General features: G+C 68.6%; 15 protein-coding genes and 1 riboswitch. Of the genes, 10 read left to right on the top strand and 5 right to left on the bottom strand.

The window, feature by feature from the left end; all coding sequences use genetic code 11:
* Window positions 1–206 precede the first annotated feature (206 nt).
* The 3 genes from gcvP to ACXMDP_RS01965 form a co-directional block, all read right to left on the bottom strand.
* Window positions 207–3,149 (bottom strand): aminomethyl-transferring glycine dehydrogenase, encoded by a 2,943-nt coding sequence (gcvP, locus tag ACXMDP_RS01955; RefSeq protein WP_399233313.1) that lies wholly within the window; start codon window positions 3,147–3,149, stop codon window positions 207–209.
* A 197-nt stretch (window positions 3,150–3,346) separates the two neighbouring features.
* Complete coding sequence (gcvH, locus tag ACXMDP_RS01960) at window positions 3,347–3,736, bottom strand: glycine cleavage system protein GcvH (RefSeq protein ID WP_094511364.1); 390 nt, start codon at window positions 3,734–3,736, stop codon at window positions 3,347–3,349.
* A 52-nt stretch (window positions 3,737–3,788) separates the two neighbouring features.
* Window positions 3,789–5,060, bottom strand: coding sequence for a methionine gamma-lyase family protein (locus ACXMDP_RS01965; RefSeq protein WP_259729986.1), 1,272 nt, complete (start codon window positions 5,058–5,060; stop codon window positions 3,789–3,791).
* Window positions 5,061–5,373: 313 nt separating this feature from the next.
* On the opposite strand from ACXMDP_RS01965, the gene ACXMDP_RS01970 reads away from it, so the two are divergent.
* Entirely contained in the window at window positions 5,374–6,261 is an 888-nt protein-coding gene (locus ACXMDP_RS01970; protein WP_233132887.1) for an acyl-CoA desaturase, read from the top strand.
* Here ACXMDP_RS01970 and ACXMDP_RS01975 read toward each other — a convergent pair.
* Window positions 6,243–7,013, bottom strand: a complete 771-nt coding sequence (locus tag ACXMDP_RS01975) for a hypothetical protein (RefSeq protein WP_259729987.1) — start codon at window positions 7,011–7,013, stop codon at window positions 6,243–6,245. The genes ACXMDP_RS01970 and ACXMDP_RS01975 overlap by 19 nt on opposite strands.
* Window positions 7,014–7,119: 106 nt before the next feature.
* On the opposite strand from ACXMDP_RS01975, the gene ACXMDP_RS01980 reads away from it, so the two are divergent.
* The 3 genes from ACXMDP_RS01980 to dnaB all read left to right on the top strand — a co-directional run bounded on the left by ACXMDP_RS01980 (window position 7,120) and on the right by dnaB (window position 10,264).
* Window positions 7,120–8,061 (top strand): acyl-CoA desaturase, encoded by a 942-nt coding sequence (locus ACXMDP_RS01980; RefSeq protein ID WP_259730019.1) that lies wholly within the window; start codon window positions 7,120–7,122, stop codon window positions 8,059–8,061.
* Between the two features lie 114 nt (window positions 8,062–8,175).
* Complete coding sequence (gene rplI, locus ACXMDP_RS01985) at window positions 8,176–8,634, top strand: 50S ribosomal protein L9 (RefSeq protein ID WP_259729988.1); 459 nt, start codon at window positions 8,176–8,178, stop codon at window positions 8,632–8,634.
* A 169-nt stretch (window positions 8,635–8,803) separates the two neighbouring features.
* Window positions 8,804–10,264, top strand: coding sequence for a replicative DNA helicase (gene dnaB, locus ACXMDP_RS01990; RefSeq protein ID WP_094511379.1), 1,461 nt, complete (start codon window positions 8,804–8,806; stop codon window positions 10,262–10,264).
* On the opposite strand, the gene ACXMDP_RS01995 is transcribed toward dnaB, so the two are convergent.
* Complete coding sequence (locus ACXMDP_RS01995; RefSeq protein ID WP_259729989.1) at window positions 10,224–11,606, bottom strand: APC family permease; 1,383 nt, start codon at window positions 11,604–11,606, stop codon at window positions 10,224–10,226. The genes dnaB and ACXMDP_RS01995 overlap by 41 nt on opposite strands.
* Window positions 11,607–11,747: 141 nt before the next feature.
* Window positions 11,748–11,869: riboswitch (guanidine-I (ykkC/yxkD leader) on the top strand.
* 26 nt (window positions 11,870–11,895) lie between these two features.
* Here ACXMDP_RS01995 and speB point away from each other — a divergent pair.
* The 6 genes from speB to ACXMDP_RS02025 all read left to right on the top strand — a co-directional run bounded on the left by speB (window position 11,896) and on the right by ACXMDP_RS02025 (window position 17,475).
* On the top strand, window positions 11,896–13,101 hold the full coding sequence (gene speB, locus ACXMDP_RS02000) for an agmatinase (RefSeq protein WP_259729990.1): 1,206 nt from the start codon (window positions 11,896–11,898) through the stop codon (window positions 13,099–13,101).
* Between the two features lie 18 nt (window positions 13,102–13,119).
* The gene (locus tag ACXMDP_RS02005) at window positions 13,120–13,497 is read left to right on the top strand and encodes a hydrogenase maturation nickel metallochaperone HypA/HybF (protein ID WP_457767021.1); all 378 of its coding nucleotides are present in this window, start codon (window positions 13,120–13,122) and stop codon (window positions 13,495–13,497) included.
* 5 nt (window positions 13,498–13,502) lie between these two features.
* Window positions 13,503–14,210 carry a hydrogenase nickel incorporation protein HypB gene (hypB, locus tag ACXMDP_RS02010; protein WP_259729991.1) on the top strand — a complete coding sequence of 236 codons (708 nt, stop codon included), beginning with the start codon at window positions 13,503–13,505 and terminating at the stop codon, window positions 14,208–14,210.
* Entirely contained in the window at window positions 14,210–15,592 is a 1,383-nt protein-coding gene (gene glnT, locus ACXMDP_RS02015) for a type III glutamate--ammonia ligase (RefSeq protein ID WP_259729992.1), read from the top strand. The genes hypB and glnT overlap by 1 nt, the downstream gene beginning before the upstream one ends.
* An 81-nt stretch (window positions 15,593–15,673) precedes the next feature.
* Window positions 15,674–16,702 carry an ABC transporter substrate-binding protein gene (locus ACXMDP_RS02020; RefSeq protein WP_259729993.1) on the top strand — a complete coding sequence of 343 codons (1,029 nt, stop codon included), beginning with the start codon at window positions 15,674–15,676 and terminating at the stop codon, window positions 16,700–16,702.
* Complete coding sequence (locus ACXMDP_RS02025) at window positions 16,699–17,475, top strand: ABC transporter permease (protein WP_399233294.1); 777 nt, start codon at window positions 16,699–16,701, stop codon at window positions 17,473–17,475. The genes ACXMDP_RS02020 and ACXMDP_RS02025 overlap by 4 nt, the downstream gene beginning before the upstream one ends.
* The last annotated feature ends 1 nt before the right edge of the window (window position 17,476 follow it).

The following is a 17,476-nucleotide window of genomic DNA, read 5'->3' on the forward strand; positions in this document are numbered from 1 at the left end:
AATTCTTTAAACAATCAGTTGATTGTAGCAGTGGCACACATGCCCTTCTGAAACTCCAGTCACTGCCTGATCAGCTCCCTATCGTGATGGCGTTGATCGTGGGCGGCGTCTGAACGGCTATGCGTGCCGGCTCAGCGCCGATAGAGAGGCGAGGCCCCAGGCCTGCTTGGAGCCGCCCGGCCTGATCGGCACGGCATGGCGGGCGCTCAGATCGCCAGCGCCACCCGCTGCGGCGTGACGGCCACGCTGCTGCTGGCCAGCTCCTCCACCGAGGGGCAGGTGCACACCAGGTTGCGATCGCCATAGGCGTTGTCGATGCGGGCCACCGCCGGCCAGAACTTGGTCTGCCGCTGGCTGTCGCCAGCCGGGAAGGCCGCCTCGCTGCGGCTGTAAGGGCGATCCCAGAGGTCGGCGGTGACGGCCGCCAGGGTGTGCGGCGCCCGCTTCAAGGGGTTGTCCTGCGCATCGGCCTGCCCCGCCTCGATCGCAGCCGCTTCGGCGCGGATTGCCACCATGGCGTCGCAGAAGCGGTCGATCTCCGCCAGGGATTCGCTTTCAGTGGGCTCCACCATCACCGTGCCCGCTACCGGCCAGCTCACCGTGGGGGCATGGAAGCCGTAATCCATCAGCCGCTTGGCCAGGTCGTCGACCTCGAGGCCGGCGCTGCGTTTCAGCGGCCGCAGATCCAGGATGCATTCGTGGGCCACACGGCCGTCGCTGCCGCGGAACAGCACCGGGTAGTGGGGCTGGAGCCGCTCGGCGATCACGTTGGCGGAGAGCAGCGCCACCGCGCTGGCCTGCCGCAGACCGGCGCCACCCATCATGCGGATGTACATCCAGCTGATCGGCAGGATGCCGGCGCTGCCCCAGGGGGCGGCTGACACTGGCCCGATCGCCGCTTGGCCGCCCACGGCCCCCAGCGGGTGTCCTGGCAGGAACGGCACCAGATGGCTGGCGACGGCAATCGGCCCGACCCCCGGCCCGCCACCGCCGTGGGGGATGCAGAAGGTTTTGTGCAGGTTGAGGTGGCACACGTCGGCGCCGTAGTGGCCGGGTTTGGCCAGGCCTACCTGGGCGTTGAGGTTGGCGCCATCGAGGTACACCTGGCCGCCGTGGCCGTGGATCACCTCGCAGAGCCGGCGGATGCCGGTTTCGAACACTCCGTGGGTGGAGGGATACGTGACCATCACGGCCGCGAGAGCATCGGCGTGCTGGGCGGCTTTCGCCTCCAGGTCATCGAGATCGATGTTGCCGTTGGCATCGCAGGCCACCGGCACCACCTGCAACCCGGCCATCACGGCGCTGGCCGGGTTGGTGCCGTGGGCACTGGTGGGAATCAGGCAGACGTTGCGGTGCGCCTCGCCGCGGCTGTGGTGCCAGGCCCGGATCACCAGCAGCCCTGCATATTCCCCCTGGGAGCCGGCGTTGGGTTGCAGCGACACCCCGGCAAAGCCGGTGATCACCGCCAGCCAGGCCTCCAGATCGGCCACCAGCCGCTGGTAGCCGGCCTGCTGGGCGGCGGGGGCGAAGGGATGCAGTTCGGCGAAGGCGGGCCAGCTCACCGGCGCCAGTTCGGCGGCGGCATTGAGCTTCATCGTGCAGCTGCCGAGCGGGATCATGCCGTGCACCAGCGAGAGATCCTTCGCCACCAGGCGCTGGATGTAGCGCAGCAGTTCCGTCTCGCTGTGGTGCCGCTGGAACACCTCCTGCTGCAGCCAGGGCTGCTGGCGCAGGGGGACCCCCGCCAGCAGGGTGGCGTCGTCGGGCAGGGCGGCGAGCAGGGCGGCGGCAGCGGGCAGGGGGCCAGCGTTGTGCTCCGCCTTGTCAGGGCCTTCTGGGCGGTCTGCGCCATCCGGGCCGCTTGCGGCGAAGAGGGCGAGCAGGCGATCGAGCTCGACGCTGTCCGTGCGCTCATCCAGGCTGATCGCCACACCGGTGAGCGCCCCGCCCGGTGCGGTGAGCGGCCGCAGATTGAAGCCGGCGGCATCCGCCCGCTCCAGCAGCTCGCCGGCCCCGGGCAGGGTGAGGCTGAGCGTGTCGAAGGCGGATCCAGGCTGCACCGCCAGCCCGAGGGCTGCGAGGCCCTCGGCCAGGGCGGCCCGCTGACGCAGCACCCGCCGGGCGATCGCCGTGAGCCCGCCGGGGCCGTGATGCACGGCATAGAAGCTGGCCATCACCGCCAGCAACACCTGGGCGGTGCAGATGTTGCTGGTGGCCTTGTCGCGGCGGATGTGCTGCTCACGGGTCTGCAGGGCCAGGCGCAGGGCTGGGCGGCCTTCCGCATCCAGCGAGCGACCCACCAGCCGGCCGGGAATCTGGCGCTTGTGCGCGTCGGTGGTGGCGAAGAAGGCGGCATGGGGCCCGCCGCCACCGAGCGGCACGCCGAAGCGCTGGGTGCTGCCCACGGCGATGTCGGCGCCGAGGGCGCCCACCGGCTCCAGCAGCACCTGGGCCAGCGGATCCACCGCCGCCGTCACCATCGCCCCGACCGCATGGGCGGCGGCGATCGCCGCGCGCGGATCCCAGAGGCGGCCGCTGGCGCCGGGCAGTTGCAGCAGCAGCCCGAACACCGTGGGGTCGAGGGGAGAGGCCGCATCGCCAGCGGCGAGCGTGGCGGGATCCACCAGCTCCACCACGAGGCCGAGCGGTTCTGCCCGGGTCTGCAGCACGGCCAGGGTCTGGGGGAACACGTCCTGATCCACCAGGAAGCGGCGGGCCTCAGGCCGCCGACAGGCGCCGAAGCTGAGCGCCATCGCTTCGGCCGCGGCGGTGCCTTCATCCAGCAGCGAGGCGTTGGCGATCGGCAGGCCGGTGAGTTCGCTGATCAGGGTCTGGAAGTTGAGCAGCGCCTCCAGGCGGCCCTGGGCGATCTCAGCCTGATAAGGGGTGTAGGCCGTGTACCAGCAGGGGTTTTCCAGCACGTGGCGCTGGATCAGTGCCGGCGTCACGGTGCCGTAGTAACCGAGGCCGATCAGGCTGCGGCGCACCTGGTTGGTGGCGGCGATGGCGCGCAGCTCGCCCAGCGCCTGGGCTTCATCCACCCCCAGCGGCAGGTCGGCCGCCGCGGCGCTCGCGTCGATCAGGATGTCGGCCGGCACCACCTCGGCCACGAACGTCTCCAGATCACTGGCGCCCAGCCGTTCGAGCATCGCCTGCAGCTCCTGCGGCGATGGCCCGAGATGCCGCTCCAGGAAAGGAGAGGAGCCGTCGGGGTCAGCGAAGGGTGCGGTCACGGCGCGACGCCCGGCGATAGGGGCGGATCTTAGGGAAATCTGTCGAGACGACGCTCCAACACGCCGCCCAGCCCTTTCGCGAGGCCCGCCTTGCGAAGCCGCCCCTTTGTCGCTCAGCTGCCTTCCACCTTCAGGCGGTAAGTGGCGGCATCCATGAGATCAGCGAATTCGGCGGCGTCGCTGGGGCGCACCAGCAGCAGCCAGCCTTCGCCGTGGGGATCGTTCTGCAGTTCTTCCGGGCTGGTCAGCACCGCTTCGTTGCGCAGCTCCACCGTGCCGCTGATCGGCGCGTACATCTCCTCCACCGCCTTCACCGATTCCACCGAGCCGAAACTGGAGCCTCGCTCCAGCTGGCTGCCCACCTCCGGCAGCTCCACGAACACGATGTCGCCCAGCTGATCGACGGCGAAGGCGCTCACGCCGATGCGCATCAGCTCCCCATCCGGCCGGGCGTATTCATGGCTGTCCGCATAGCGGCAGTCGTCGGGGAACTGGAGCGCCATCGAAGGCGGAAGCAAAGACGAGGCCAGTCTGACCGGCCTTGGCGCTGCGGGCTCAGCTCAGCCGCTGCGGATTCAGGGCCGTGAGCGCCCGCTCCAGGGCCAGCTCCACGTGGGCGCGGTGGGTGCCTCCCTGGGCGAACAGCACGTAGGGCTCGCGCAGGGGGGCGTCGGCGGAGAACTCACTGGTGCTGCCGTCGATGAAGCTGCCGCCGGCCATCACCAGCTCACTGGCGTATCCCGGCATGGGCGCCGGCACCGGGTCGAGGTAAGCGCCCACCGGCGAACAGGCCTGAAAGGCGCGGCACACCTGGATCAACGGCTCCGGCGCCCCGAAGCGCACTGCCTGGATCACGTCACTGCGGGGGGCCCCCACCAGCGGCTGCACGGCATAGCCGAGTGCGCTGAACACGGAGGCCACCAGCTCGGCGCCGATCAGGGCCTCTGCCACCATCTGAGGCGCCAGGAACAACCCCTGGAACAGCAGCCGATAGAGATCGAAGCCGGTGCCCCCCTCGCTGCCGATGCCCGGCGCCGTGAGCCGGCAGCAGGCCCGCTCCACCCATTCGGCGCCGCCGGCCACGTAGCCGCCGGTGGGGGCAATCGTGCCGCCGGCGTTCTTGATCAGCGAGCCGGCGATCAGGTCGGCGCCCACGGCCGGGGGCTCCAGCCCCTCCACGAATTCGCCATAGCAGTTGTCGACGAAGCAGAGGCAACCGGGCTGCAGCTGCTTCACGCGCTCCACCAGGCGGCCAATCGTGGCCACCTGCAGCGAGGGCCGCCAGCTGTAGCCGCAACTGCGCTGGATCAGCACCAGCCGGGTGGGGGGTGTGAGGGCGGCGGCGAGGCCTTCTTCCTCCACCGTGCCATCGGCCCGCAGGGCGAGCTCGTCGTAGTGGATGCCGAACTCGGCCAGCGACCCCTGGCCGCTGCCACGCAGGCCGATCACCTCTTCCAATGTGTCGTAGGGGCGGCCGGTGATCGAGAGCAGGCGGTCGCCCGGCCGCAGCACGCCGAACAGGGCTGCGGCGATGGCGTGGGTGCCGCTGACGAACTGCAGCCGCACCGCTGCCGCCTCCGCCCCCAGCACCCGGGCGAACACCCGGTCCAGGACCTCCCGGCCCAGGTCGCCGTGGCCGTAGCCGCTCACCGAGGCGAAGTGATGGGGGCCGAGACGCTCGGCGGCGAAGGCGGCCAGCACCCTCTCCAGCCCAGGCTTCACCGCGGCGGTGTGCCGGGCCGCCAGCGGCGCGATCCGCGCAGCGGCGGCTGCCACCTGCTCGCAGGCCCAGGCCGAGGCGGTTCCTTTCTCGTCCTGCCCGTCCATCCCCGCCACCCAAGCCGGTGGCCATGCTGCCTGCCGGCCTCACCCTCGCCGCTAGATTTCCTGCTGATGTGTTGGCTACAAACGGCCTTCATCACCAGGTTCTGGTGAGCCACTCTCTCCTTCGGGAGCTTCCAGCAGCGGGTTCTGCCCGCTGAGGGCGAACGGGTGAACTCCAGCCTGCGTCACTTTCGCGAGAGTTCATTTGGTCGCCGCTTCAGATGCCCCTTCGACCGCTACCCCGGCGGATCCGCGGGCCCCGTTCAAGCCCCTGCGCAGCCATGGGGGCCACGCTTCCGATCGCCAGGAAGCCCTCATCCGCGCCGGTGTGACGGCCCGACGCCCGCCTCTGCCAAAGGGCCAGCGGACGTACAAGTTCGGCACCACGGCGTTCATGCTCGCCATCCACGTCGGGGCGGTGTTCGCCCTGCTGCCCCGCTTCTGGAGCTGGCAGAGCGTGGTGGCGCTGGCGGTTCTCTACTGGGTCACGGTGCTGGGGGTCACGCTCGGCCTGCACCGCCTGCTGGCCCACCGCAGCTTCGTCGCCCCCCGCTGGGTGGAGCGCACCCTGGTGCTGATGGGCACTCTGGCCTGCCAGAGCGGCCCGATCGAATGGGTGGGGCTGCACCGCCACCACCACAAGTTCTCTGACCAGGCCAATGACCACCACGACGCCGGCCGCGGCCTCTGGTGGAGTCACAGCGACTGGATGCTGCATGAGATCCCTGCCGTGCAGCACGTGGAGAGGTTCACGGGCGACCTGCAGCGCGACCCCTTCTACCGCTGGCTGGATCGCTGGTTCCTGCTGCTGCAGATCCCCCTGGGCGCGGCCCTGTGGTGGTACGGCGAGCGGGCCAACGTGCACGGCGGCGGCCTGGGCATGGTGCTCTGGGCCATCCCCCTGCGGCTGGTGATCGTGTATCACGTCACCTGGCTGGTGAACAGCGCCACCCACGCCTTCGGCTACCGCAACTTCGACAGCCCCGATCTGTCGCGCAACTGCTGGTGGGTGGCAATCCTCTCCTTCGGCGAGGGCTGGCACAACAACCACCATGCCCACCCGGCCAGCGCACGCCACGGCCTGCGCTGGTTCGAATTCGACATCACCTGGCAGCACATCAAGCTGCTGCGTTCCCTGGGCCTGGCCAAGCGAATCCGTGAGGCCCGCTACGTGCCCGGTGCGGCCTACGCCCCCAACTCCTGACGGATGGCGGCCCCCAGTTCGCTGCTGGTCGCACCGGTCACCGTGCTGTCAGCCAGCTGAGCCGCCTTGCGTCGCAGCACGGTCAGGAATTGAGCTGTGCTCATTTCCTGGTCGCCGGCAGCACCCAGGCCCGCCAGGGTGCTTTTCAGGTCCAGCAGCTCGCTTTCCAGCTCTGCGGCTTCAAAATCCCGCTGACCGGCCATCACCGCCGCGAAGCGCTCGCGCCGCTGCGCCTTCTCCGGCGGGTACGCCCCCAGCACGGCCTCGCGGCACAGGCGCCAGGGCCTGCCGGCGGTGAGCAGCTCCGCCAAGGCGAAGCTGAGGGCCGGGGCTTCGGCCGAGGCGATGCGCAGGTCGAAAGCGGCCGGCGGCTGACGCTGGCCCACGAAAATTTCCAGAAATCCCCCGGGCCCGAGGGGCCGGCCGTCGTCGTCGTTGAGCAGCGGCACACTGCCGGTCCCCAGCGCTTCGAGCAGTTCCGGGTGGCCGGTCAGGGCGCTGCGGCTGTCGGCGCTGCCGGATGCGGCGATCCACTGGTTGATGCGCCCGAGGGCGAGAAACACCTCCGGGCCCGGGGAGGCCAGCTTGCGGTTGCGCAGCATCGACACCTGGGAACTGTGGAGGCGGCCGAGATCAAGCACCTCGGCTAAACCGGGAAGGATGCGGTGGGACCAGCCGTTGCGCTCATGCCAGGCCCTGATCAGATGCGCAAAGGCTTCGCGGCCTGATCCGATTTCTTCCTGATATCCCACTCAATCTGAATCCGAACTGCTACTATTCTAAAAGACCGATCAGGAACCAGCTTCTATGACCGTCACGCCCCAGCGCCGTGCCCCATGGGCGGCCGTCTCAGAAAGGATGGCCGAGGCCGTAGCCACCAAGCCCGCCGGTGTGGCCAGCCTTGCCTCGGCCGCCGACTCCCTGCCCCGGGCTCGGGCGCTGCATCGTCCCCGCCGCGGTGAACCGATCCCCTCCTCGCCGCCGGGTCGTCGCTGGGGCACGATCGGCTTCATGATCGTGATCCACCTGCTGGCCGTGCTGGCCCTGCTGCCCCAGTTCTGGAGCGTGCCGGCCGTCACCTCCATGCTGGTGCTCTATTGGGTCACCGGCTGCCTGGGCGTCACGCTCGGCTACCACCGCCTGCTGGCCCACCGGGCTCTGCGGGTGCCCCATTGGCTGGAGCGCTTCTTCGCCACCTGCGGCGCGCTCAGCTGCCAGCACGGTCCGATCGACTGGGCCGGCCTGCACCGCCACCACCACAAGTTCTCCGACACCGACGCCGACCACCACAACAGCCACAAGGGCTTCTGGTGGAGCCACATGGGCTGGATGATGGAAGAGATCCCGGCGATGGCCGCCGTGCCCCGGCTCACCGGTGATCTGGCCCGCGACCCCTACTACCGCTGGCTGAACACCAACTTCCTGCTGCTGCAGGTGCCCCTGGGCCTGCTGCTGTTCTGGATCGGCACGGTCACAGGTGCCGGCGGCTGGGCCCTGGTTCTGTGGGGCATCCCGCTGCGCCTGGTGGTGCTCTACCACTGCACCTGGCTGGTGAACAGCGCCACCCACTGCTGGGGCAGCATCGCTCACGTCAGCGGCGACAAGTCACGCAACAACCCCTGGGTGGCAGCGCTCACCTTCGGTGAGGGCTGGCACAACAACCACCACGCCTTCCCCCACTCGGCCCGCCACGGCTTCGGTCCCCGTCAGTTCGACCTCACCTGGCAGCACATCCGGCTGCTGAAGGCCCTGGGCCTGGCCACCCAGGTGCGCCTGCCGAAGTCTGCGGCCAGCCACTGAGGCGGCAGCCCTCTGACTTAAGCTGTCGGATTGCCTGAGCGGCACGCCACCCCGGCGGTGGCCCCCGCTCATCGATCCGCCCAGCGGCACTCCCTGTTTCCCTAACCCGATCCCATGGCCAAGCGTGTATCCGTTGTCCTCAGCGAGGACATTCTCAGCCTCGGCAAGGACGGTGAGCTGGTGGAAGTGGCGCCCGGCTACGCCCGCAACTTCCTGCTCCCCCAGGGCAAAGCCGTTCCCGTCACCCCGGCGGTGCTGCGCCAGGTGGAGCACCGCCGCGCCAAGGAGGCCGAGCGCCAGGCCGTGCTGCTGCAGGAGGCGGAAGCCTTCCGCACGGCCTTGAACACCATCGGCCGCTTCACGGTCAAGAAGCAGACCGGCGGTGACGACGTCCTCTTCGGCACCGTCACCAACGGCGATGTGGCCGAGGCCATCGAAGCGGCCACCAAGAAAGAGATCGACCGCCGCCATATCGAGGTGCCCGAGATCCACCGCACCGGCTCCTACAAGGTGCAGATCAAGCTCCACCACGACGTGGTGGCCGAGATCAACCTGGAAGTGGTCAGCCACTGAACGCCAGGCGGCCTCGCCGCCCGCTCTTTCCATGTCCCGCCGCCAGGCGCCTGAGGGTTCTGGCGGTTTTTTTTGTGGGCCCGTGCGGCGGCTGCAACGGCCCCGCCGCCGCCCGCGTGGGGCACCAACGCACACCGGAGCGTCGGCCCGGAACCCTTAGCCTGCCGCCATGGTGAGCGTCCCTTTTCCAGCTGCGGACGGCCCCGGTGCCGTGCCCACGACCGCGCCAGGCGGGGCGGCGGGCGGTGCCGGGCCGTTCCGGCGGCGCGGGCGCGAGCAGGACGAAGCCCGCTTCGAGGCCCTGCCCGACCAGCTGCCTCCCCAGAACCTGGAGGCGGAGGAAGCGGTGCTGGGCGGCATCCTGCTCGACCCTGACGCCATGGGCCGCATCGCCGACGTGCTGCGTCCGGAGGCCTTCTATCTCACGGCCCACCGGGAGGTGTACCGCACCGCCCTGATGCTGCACAGCCAGGGCAAGCCCACCGACCTCACCGCCATGGCCGCCTGGTTGGCCGATACGGGCCAGCTGGAGAAGGTGGGCGGCACCAACCGGCTGGTGGAGCTGGTGGAGCGCACGCTCAGCACCGCCTCGATCGACCAGGTCGCCCGCCTGGTGATGGACAAATACCTGCGCCGTCAGCTGATCCGCTCCGGCAACGAGGTGATCCGGCTGGGTTTCGACCAGTCGAAGCCGATGGAGCAGGTGCTCGATGAGGCGGAGCAGCAGATCTTCGCGATCAGCCAGGAGAAGCCGTCGGTGGGGCTCACCCCCACCGCCGAAATCCTCACCAGCACCTTCAACGAGATCGAAAGCCGCTCCGTCGGCACGTCGATGGCTGGCATCGCGGTCAACTTCTATGACCTAGACGCCATCACCCAGGGCCTGCAGCGCAGCGATCTGATCATCGTGGCGGGCCGGCCGGCGATGGGCAAAACCTCGATCGTGCTCAACATCGCCAAGAACGTGGCCCAGCTCCACCAGCTGCCGGTGTGCGTGTTTTCGCTGGAGATGAGCAAGGAGCAGCTCACCTACCGGCTGCTTTCGATGGAGGTGGGCATCGAGAGCGGCCGGCTGCGCACCGGGCGCCTGCAGCAGGAGGAATGGCCGCTGCTGGGGCAGGGCATCAACACCCTGGGCCAGCTGCCCCTGTTCATCGACGACAAGCCGAATGCGGGCGTGCTGGAGATGCGCTCGCTCTGCCGGCGGCTCATGGCCGAGCAGGGCAAGGAGCTGGGCCTGATCGTGATCGATTATCTGCAGCTGATGGAGGGCTCCACCCCCGACAACCGCGTGCAGGAGCTGTCGCGCATCACCCGGGGCCTCAAGGGCATGGCCCGCGAGCTGAACGTGCCGGTGATCGCCCTTTCCCAGCTCAGTCGCGGCGTGGAGAGCCGCACCAACAAGCGGCCGATGCTGAGCGATCTGCGTGAATCGGGCTCGATCGAGCAGGACGCCGACCTGGTGCTGATGATCTACCGCGACGAGTACTACAACCCGGACACGGCCGATCGCGGCATCACCGAAGTGATCGTCACCAAGCACCGCAACGGCCCGGTGGGCACGGTGAAGCTGCTGTTCGAGCCGCAGTTCACCCGCTTCCGCAATCTGGCGAGCCCATCCGGCGGCTGAGCAGCTGCGCCGGCAGGCTGAGGGCGATCAACCCGGCGGCGATCAGGCTGTTGGTGCTGTCGCCGATGGCGGCGCTGATCAGAAAGGCCAGCGAGCCCAGCCACACCACCGCCGCGCTGAGCGGGTAGCCCCAGGCCCGCACCGGGCGCTCCAGCTCCGGTTCCCGCCAGCGCAGCAGAAACAGCGACGTGATGCCGGTGAAATAGAGCAGCACATAGAAAAAGACGGACACACCCAGCAGCAGCTGGAAATCGCCGCAGAGGATCAGGGTCGCCGTCACGGCGGTGGTGAGCAGCAGGGCCGCATCGGGGGTGCCGCCCGCATTCACCCGCGCGAAGACGGGCAGGAACAGGCCATCGCGGCTGAGGCCGAACAGGATGCGCGGCGCACACATGATCACCGTGTTGACCAGCCCGATCGAGGACAGCAGCGCCAGGGCGGTGATCAGCTGGGCGCTGAACGGCCCGAACAGGCGGGCGGCAGCGTCGGCCAGCGGCAGGGTGGAGGCGGCCATCGCCTCCAGCGGCAGCACCTTGAGCAGGGCCACGTTCACCAGCAGGTAAACCCCCGTGACGGCGACCACGCCGCCGATCAGGGAGCGGGGCAGGTCGGTGGCCGGCGCGGTGAACTCCTCAGCGAAGTAGATCGGGCTCTGCCAGCCGTCGTAGGTGGTGATCACGGCCTGAAGCGCGAACACGCCGGCGGCGGCCAGGGCCAGCGGGGTGCCGCTCGGGGCCATCAGCGGCGCGCTCGTGCTGGCGGCGGGCGGGGCCACCAGCAGGCAGGCGCCGATCAAGGCCAGAAAAGCGACGGCCTTGAGCAGGCTGAGGATCTGCTGGCTGAGGCTGCCCGCCCGCAGGCCCAGCCGTTGCAGCAGGGCGAAGCCCACCAGGGTGAACAGGGCCACCGCCTTGCCGCCGGGGGGCAGCGCCGGCACCAGGCCGCGGGCGAACTCCCCGATCGTGATCGCCACCCAGGCCAGGCCGGCGCAATGGCCGAGCCAGTCGATCCAGCCCACGGCAAAGCCGGCGCGATCGCCGAGGGCGCGGCGGGCGTAGATCGTCCAGCCACCGGCACGGGGCAGGGCCGCTCCCAGTTCCGCCACGGCGAAGGCGCCGCAGAGGGCATAGAGCCCACCCACCAGCCAGGCCAGCAGGATCAGCGGAGCGCTGCCCAGCTGGGCCGCCACCAGCCCCGGGGTGCGCAGGATGCCGGCACCCATCGAGCCGCCCACCGCCCCAGCCAGCCCGAAGCCCAGCCCGAGGATGTGCAGCAGGCCGCCGGCGGCGGCGGGCGCTGGTGGTTCCGGTTCCGGCGTTCTGGCCGTTGGGTTGGGTTCCATCGCAGGCCCCACGGCGGCTCCGAAGCGTAAGGCTGGTGCAGCGGCGCGCGGTTGCAAGCACCCCGGCGCGGCCGGCCAGCTGACCATTCCGTAGTTGTGGCCACAGTCTTTCCTGGGGCTTCGGTGGACTCTGGGCGCAGCGGAAGAAGCTTCTAGGGTTCCGGTCTGCGTCTGTTCGCATCAGCGAGCCGGCATGGGCGTCTGGTCCGAGAGAGGCTCACCGGGGTCACCCGGTTGCACGGAGGGATAAAAGCCCGGGAGACCGCACCCCCCACCTCCGTGTTCCGCCATGACAGCAACCCCAGGGCCTGAAGAGGCCTTTGACCGCCGCAGTTCCAGCGCAGGCGCCGGCCAGCAGGGCGCCGAGGCGCTCGAGAAGGAAGCCCGCCTGCCGCTCACCGGTTGGCAGCAGGAGGTGGATCAGGGGCTGCGGTATGGCCTCGAAGCGGCCGAAAGCATCGTTGACCGGCGCATCTCCACCTTCTCGCGCGGTGAGCTGCCCCACTACGCGGGCATCAACACCTTCATGAAGGCGCCCTACATCGAAGAGGTGAACCGCGTCGGTGAATTCGATGTGGCGATCGTGGGCATCCCGCACGATTGCGGCACCACCTACCGCCCCGGCACCCGCTTCGGGCCCCAGGGCATCCGCCGCATCTCGGCGCTCTACACCCCCTACAACTACGAAATGGGGGTGGATCTGCGCGAGTCGATCCGCCTCTGCGATGTGGGCGACATCTTCACGATTCCCGCCAACAACGAGAAGAGCTTCGATCAGATCTCCAAGGGGGTGGCGCATGTGTTCGCCAGCGGCGCCTTCCCGATTCTGCTCGGCGGTGATCACTCGATCGGCTTCCCCACCGTGCGGGGCGTCTGCCGCCACCTCGGCGACAAGAAGGTGGGCATCATCCACTTCGACCGCCATGTGGACACCCAGGAGATCGACCTGGATGAACGCATGCACACCTGCCCCTGGTTCCATGCCACCAACATGGCCAACGCGCCGGCCGAGAACCTGGTGCAGCTGGGCATCGGCGGCTGGCAGGTGCCGCGCGAAGGGGTGAAGGTGTGCCGCGAGCGGGGCACGAACGTGCTCACCGTCACGGACATCTGCGACATGGGCCTGGAGGCCGCCGCGAAGTATGCGATCGAGCGCGCCACCGATGGCACCGATTGCGTCTACATCTCCTTTGACATCGACTGCATCGACGCCGGCTTCGTGCCCGGCACCGGCTGGCCGGAACCGGGCGGGCTGCTGCCACGGGAAGCCCTCAAGCTGCTGGAGCTGATCGTGCGCAACGTGCCGGTGTGTGGCCTTGAGGTGGTGGAAGTTTCCCCCCCCTACGACATCAGCGACATGACGTCCCTGATGGCCACGCGCGTGATCTGCGATGTGATGGCCCACCTGGTGGTGAGCGGTCAGCTGCCCCGCAAGCAGAAGCCAGCCTGGCTGCATGAGGCCTGCAACATGAACGTCGACCAGAAATGGAGGTGAGCCATGCATGAAGTGGACATGACCCGCTGCCTGCTGCTTTCGCTCGAAGAGTGGAAGCAGGAGCACCATCCCCACGTTCCCTGCGTGCAGGTCGTGCATCTGCAGGTGGGCACCTTCACCTGCGTGGAACCCGCCGCGCTGGTGTTCACCTACGGGGCCGCGGTGCAGGGCAGTTGGCTGGATGGCTCGGAGCTGCGCATCGAATCGGTGCCGCTGCGGGCGCGCTGTGTGGCCTGCGGCAGTGATTACAGCCCCGACCCTGCCCAGGCCTACCAATCCCCGTGCTGCCACCACCCGATGGAGGAGATCCTCTCGGGCCGTGAGCTGAGGATTCGCAGCATCGATTACACCTCCCCCGCTGTACCCGCAGACCGGGCTTCCATCCTTTCCGCCTGAACGTCATGCACATGCCCCTGGAAGACACACTCGGACGCAACCTGTTGGCGGCCAATCAACACCGTGCCGACCACAACCGCGAGCATTTCGATGCCTGGAAGCTGCTCTGCCTGAATGTGATGAGCAGCCCCGGCGCCGGCAAGACCTCCCTGCTGGAGCGCACGATCACGGCCCTTTCGCCCGAGCTGGCGATGGCGGTGCTGGAGGGCGACATGACCACCCAGTTGGATGCCGACCGGCTGGCAGCGGTGGGGGTGCCGGTGGTGCCGATCACCACCGGACGGGCCTGCCATCTCGATGCGGCGATGGTGAGCGGCGGCCTCACCCTGCTGCAGCAGCGGCTCGATCCTGCGGCGCTGGATCTGCTGTGGGTGGAGAACGTGGGCAATCTGGTGTGCCCGGCGGAATTCGAGGTGGGTGAACACCTCAAGGTGGCGCTTCTGAGTGTCACCGAAGGCGATGACAAGCCGCTCAAGTATCCGGTGATGTTCCGCGAGGCCAATTGTGTGTTGATCACCAAGATTGATCTGCTGCCGTATGTGCCGGTGGATGTGAGCCGCATCGAGGAGCATGTGCGGGCGGTGAATCCCCGCGCCCAGGTGTTCCGCGTGTCGGCCGGCACGGGTCAGGGCATGGGCGAGTGGCACCGCTGGCTGCTGGCCACGGTGCGTGAGCACGCCGCCAGCCAGCCGCCGGCCCTGGTGAACGCCTGATGGAGCTGGCCAGCCCATCGGCGCCGCTGCCGACGACCGCAAGCGTGGGGGAAGACGTGCAGGTGGATCTGCTCAGCCGCGGCGTGAAGTATGCGCTGGCCAGCTTCGTGGACATCCACGGCAACGGCAAGGCGAAGGCGGTGCCGCTCGATCACTTCGCCTCGATGCTGTCGGGTTCGGAGCTGTTCACCGGCGCGGCGCTTGATGGCGTGCCGCAGGATGTCAGCGACGACGAAGTGGCGGCCATCCCCGATCTGGCCAGCGCCACGGTGTTGCCCTGGCGCCGTGATGTGGTGTGGCTGGCCAGCAGCCTGGAGCTCAACGGCGCCCCGTTCGAGGCCTGCAGCCGCCAGATCCTGACGCGGGTGCGGCAGCAGGCGGCGGCGCTGGGCTACCGCTTCAACCTCGGCATCGAAACCGAATTCTTCGTGCTGCGCCGCCAGGACGATGGAGCCCTGGTGCCGGCCAGCGGCCGCGACACGCTCGATAAACCCTGCTACGACCTGGGCGGCCTGCTCGACAACCTCGACTGGCTCGATGAGCTGGTGCAGAGCATGAATGGCCTGGGCTGGGGCGTGTATTCCTTCGATCACGAAGACGGCAACGGCCAGTTCGAGATCGATTTCGCCTATGCCGAGGCGCTCACCATGGCCGACCGGCTCACCTTCTTCAAGCTGATGGCGAAGGAGATCTGCCGCCGCCATGGGCTGATCGCCAGCTTCATGCCCAAGCCGTTCGCGCACCGCACCGGCAGCGGCGCCCACTTCAACATGTCGCTGGCGGATGTGCAGAGCGGCGCCAATCTGTTCGATCCCGGCAGTGGCGAACCCGGCGCGATCACCCCGCTGGCGGAGCAGTTCATCGCCGGGGTGCTGCGCCATGCCGCCGCGATCTGCGCCGTGATCGCCCCCACGGTGAACAGCTACAAGCGGCTGGTGGCACAGGGAAGCATGAGCGGCTTCACCTGGGCACCAGTGTTCATCTGCCACGGCAACAACAACCGCACCAACATGCTGCGCATTCCTTCCGCTGGCGGGCGGGTGGAGTGCCGCGCCGCCGACAGCTCCTGCAACCCCTACCTGGGTGCGGCGCTGATCCTGGCAGCAGGCCTGGAAGGCATCCGCGAGCAGCTGGTGCCGCCCCCCGCCAACCGGGTGAATGCCTACCGGTTGAGTGCGGCGGAGCGGGCCGAACGCGGGCTGCACACGCTGCCGCGCCACCTTGGCGAAGCGGTCGAGGCGTTTGCCGCCGATCCGCTCTGCCGTGAGGTGTTCGGGCCCGCGATGTTCGACGCCTTCGTGTCATTGAAGCGGGCGGAATGGGAGGCCTATCACGGCGCGATTTCGGCCTGGGAGCTGGAGCACTACCTGGAGTTCTTCTGACATGCCCGCCCGCGCCAGCCCCAGCACCTGCCGCCTCCTCTAGCCCCCGGCTCTGGCTCCATTCCCCCCACCCGTTTCTTCATGACTGCACCCTCCCGCTTCCGCTTCCCGCGCCTCAGGCTGCGGCGCACCACCAGCCTGCTGCTAACGGCCCTGCTGGGCGGCGGCCTGCTGGTGGGCTGCCAGCAGCCGCCGGCGGAAACCTCGGCCACGCCGGTGCGCATCGGCTACAGCGCCTGGCCGGGTTGGATCCCCTGGAAGGTGACCGAAGAAAAGGGCTTGTTCGAGGCGGCGGGCGTGCCGGTGACCCTGCAGTGGTTCGACGGCTACCTCGATTCGATCAACGCCCTCAATGCCGGCCAGCTGGATTGCAACAGCCAGACGCTGGGTGACACGATCAGCTCGATCGCCGGTGGCGCCGCCCTCACGGTGGTGCTCACCAACGACAACTCCACCGGCAACGACCAGATCATCGCCGCCGAAGGCATCAAGAGCGTGGCCGATCTGAAGGGCAAGAAGGTGGCGGCGGAAGAAGGCACCGTCGATCACTACCTGCTGCTGCTGGGCCTGAAGAAGGCGGGCCTGAGTGCCTCCGACATCACCTTCGTGCCGCTGGAAACCGGCGCCGCCGCCGCTGCGTTCGTGGCCGGCCAGGTGGATGCGGTGGGTGTGTTCGCGCCCTTCACCACCCAGGCGCTGAAGCGTCCGGGCAGCACCACCTTGTTCTCGTCGAAGGATTTCCCCGGCTCGATCAGCGACCACCTGGTGTGCCGCACCGAATTCGTGGAGAAGAATCCTGAGCAGCTGCAGAAGGTGGTGAACGCCTGGTTCGCCACGCTGGCGGAGATCAAGGCCAACCCAGCCCCGAGCCTGGCGATCCTGGCCGCCCGCGCTGGCGTGAGCGAGGCGGAGTACACGGAGTACGACGCCGGCACCACGATCTTCACGCTGGAGCAGAACCGCCAGGCGATGAAGCCGGGCGAGACGATGGATTCGCTGCCGTTCGCCGCCGCCCAGATCAGCACCTTCCTGCAGGAGGTGGGCCTGGCCAAGACTCCGCCGGATCTCACCAAGCTGTTTGATCCGCGCTTCGTGGATGCGGCGCAGTGAAGCTGAGCGCGGGCCTGCGGCGACGCCTCGACCATCCGTGGGTGCTGGGTGTGCTCGGCATCCTCACGGTGCTGGTGCTGTGGCAGCTGATTGCGGCGAGTGGCAGCGTCGACAAGCTGTTTCTGCCCAGCCCGGCGGCGGTGCTGGCGGCGGGCTCCGCCCAGGCGGAGGCGGGCATCCTGCTGGCCGATGCGATCGCCAGCATCGGCCGGGTGCTGGGCGGCTATGCGCTCTCGATGCTGGTGTCGCTGCCGCTGGGGATCGCGATGGGCAGCAACCGGATCATCTGCCGGCTGCTGGAGCCGTTGATCGGGCTGATCCGCTACATGCCCGCGCCGGCCTTCATCCCGCTGCTGATCATCTATTTCGGCTTGGGGGAGCTGCCCAAGGTGCTGCTGATCTTCATCGGCACCTTGTTCTTCAACACCTTGATGATCATGGATGCGGTGAAGTTCGTGCCGGCCGAACTGCTGGAATCGGCCCTCACCATGGGTGGGCGCCGCTTCCAGATCCTCACCCGCGTGGTGACCCCCTTCATCGCTCCCCAGGTGCTGGATGCGTACCGCATCAACATGGCCGCCGCCTGGAACCTGGTGATCGTGGCGGAGCTGGTGGCCGCCAACGAGGGGCTGGGCAAGCGCATCAGCCTGGCCCAGCGCTTCCTGCGCACCGATGAGATCTTCGCGTACCTGATCGTGATCGGGTTGATCGGTCTGGTGATCGATCTGCTGTTCCGACTCGTGTTGCGCCGCACCTGCCGCTGGGCCATCTGAC

The organism is Cyanobium sp. ULC065 (assembly GCF_977927515.1).

Excerpts from the sequence above, each read along its gene's own strand:
- gcvH (WP_094511364.1), bottom strand. The coding sequence starts at position 3,736 with ATGGCGCTCCAGTTCCCCGACGACTGCCGCTATGCGGACAGCCATGAA.
- ACXMDP_RS01995 (WP_259729989.1), bottom strand. The coding sequence starts at position 11,606 with ATGGAACCCAACCCAACGGCCAGAACGCCGGAACCGGAACCACCAGCG.
- hypB (WP_259729991.1), top strand. The coding sequence starts at position 13,503 with ATGCACATGCCCCTGGAAGACACACTCGGACGCAACCTGTTGGCGGCC.
- glnT (WP_259729992.1), top strand. The coding sequence starts at position 14,210 with ATGGAGCTGGCCAGCCCATCGGCGCCGCTGCCGACGACCGCAAGCGTG.
- ACXMDP_RS01980 (WP_259730019.1), top strand. The coding sequence starts at position 7,120 with ATGGCCGAGGCCGTAGCCACCAAGCCCGCCGGTGTGGCCAGCCTTGCC.
- speB (WP_259729990.1), top strand. The coding sequence starts at position 11,896 with ATGACAGCAACCCCAGGGCCTGAAGAGGCCTTTGACCGCCGCAGTTCC.
- ACXMDP_RS02020 (WP_259729993.1), top strand. The coding sequence starts at position 15,674 with ATGACTGCACCCTCCCGCTTCCGCTTCCCGCGCCTCAGGCTGCGGCGC.
- ACXMDP_RS02005 (WP_457767021.1), top strand. The coding sequence starts at position 13,120 with ATGACCCGCTGCCTGCTGCTTTCGCTCGAAGAGTGGAAGCAGGAGCAC.
- ACXMDP_RS01965 (WP_259729986.1), bottom strand. The coding sequence starts at position 5,060 with ATGGACGGGCAGGACGAGAAAGGAACCGCCTCGGCCTGGGCCTGCGAG.
- dnaB (WP_094511379.1), top strand. The coding sequence starts at position 8,804 with ATGGTGAGCGTCCCTTTTCCAGCTGCGGACGGCCCCGGTGCCGTGCCC.
- gcvP (WP_399233313.1), bottom strand. The coding sequence starts at position 3,149 with ATGCTCGAACGGCTGGGCGCCAGTGATCTGGAGACGTTCGTGGCCGAG.
- rplI (WP_259729988.1), top strand. The coding sequence starts at position 8,176 with ATGGCCAAGCGTGTATCCGTTGTCCTCAGCGAGGACATTCTCAGCCTC.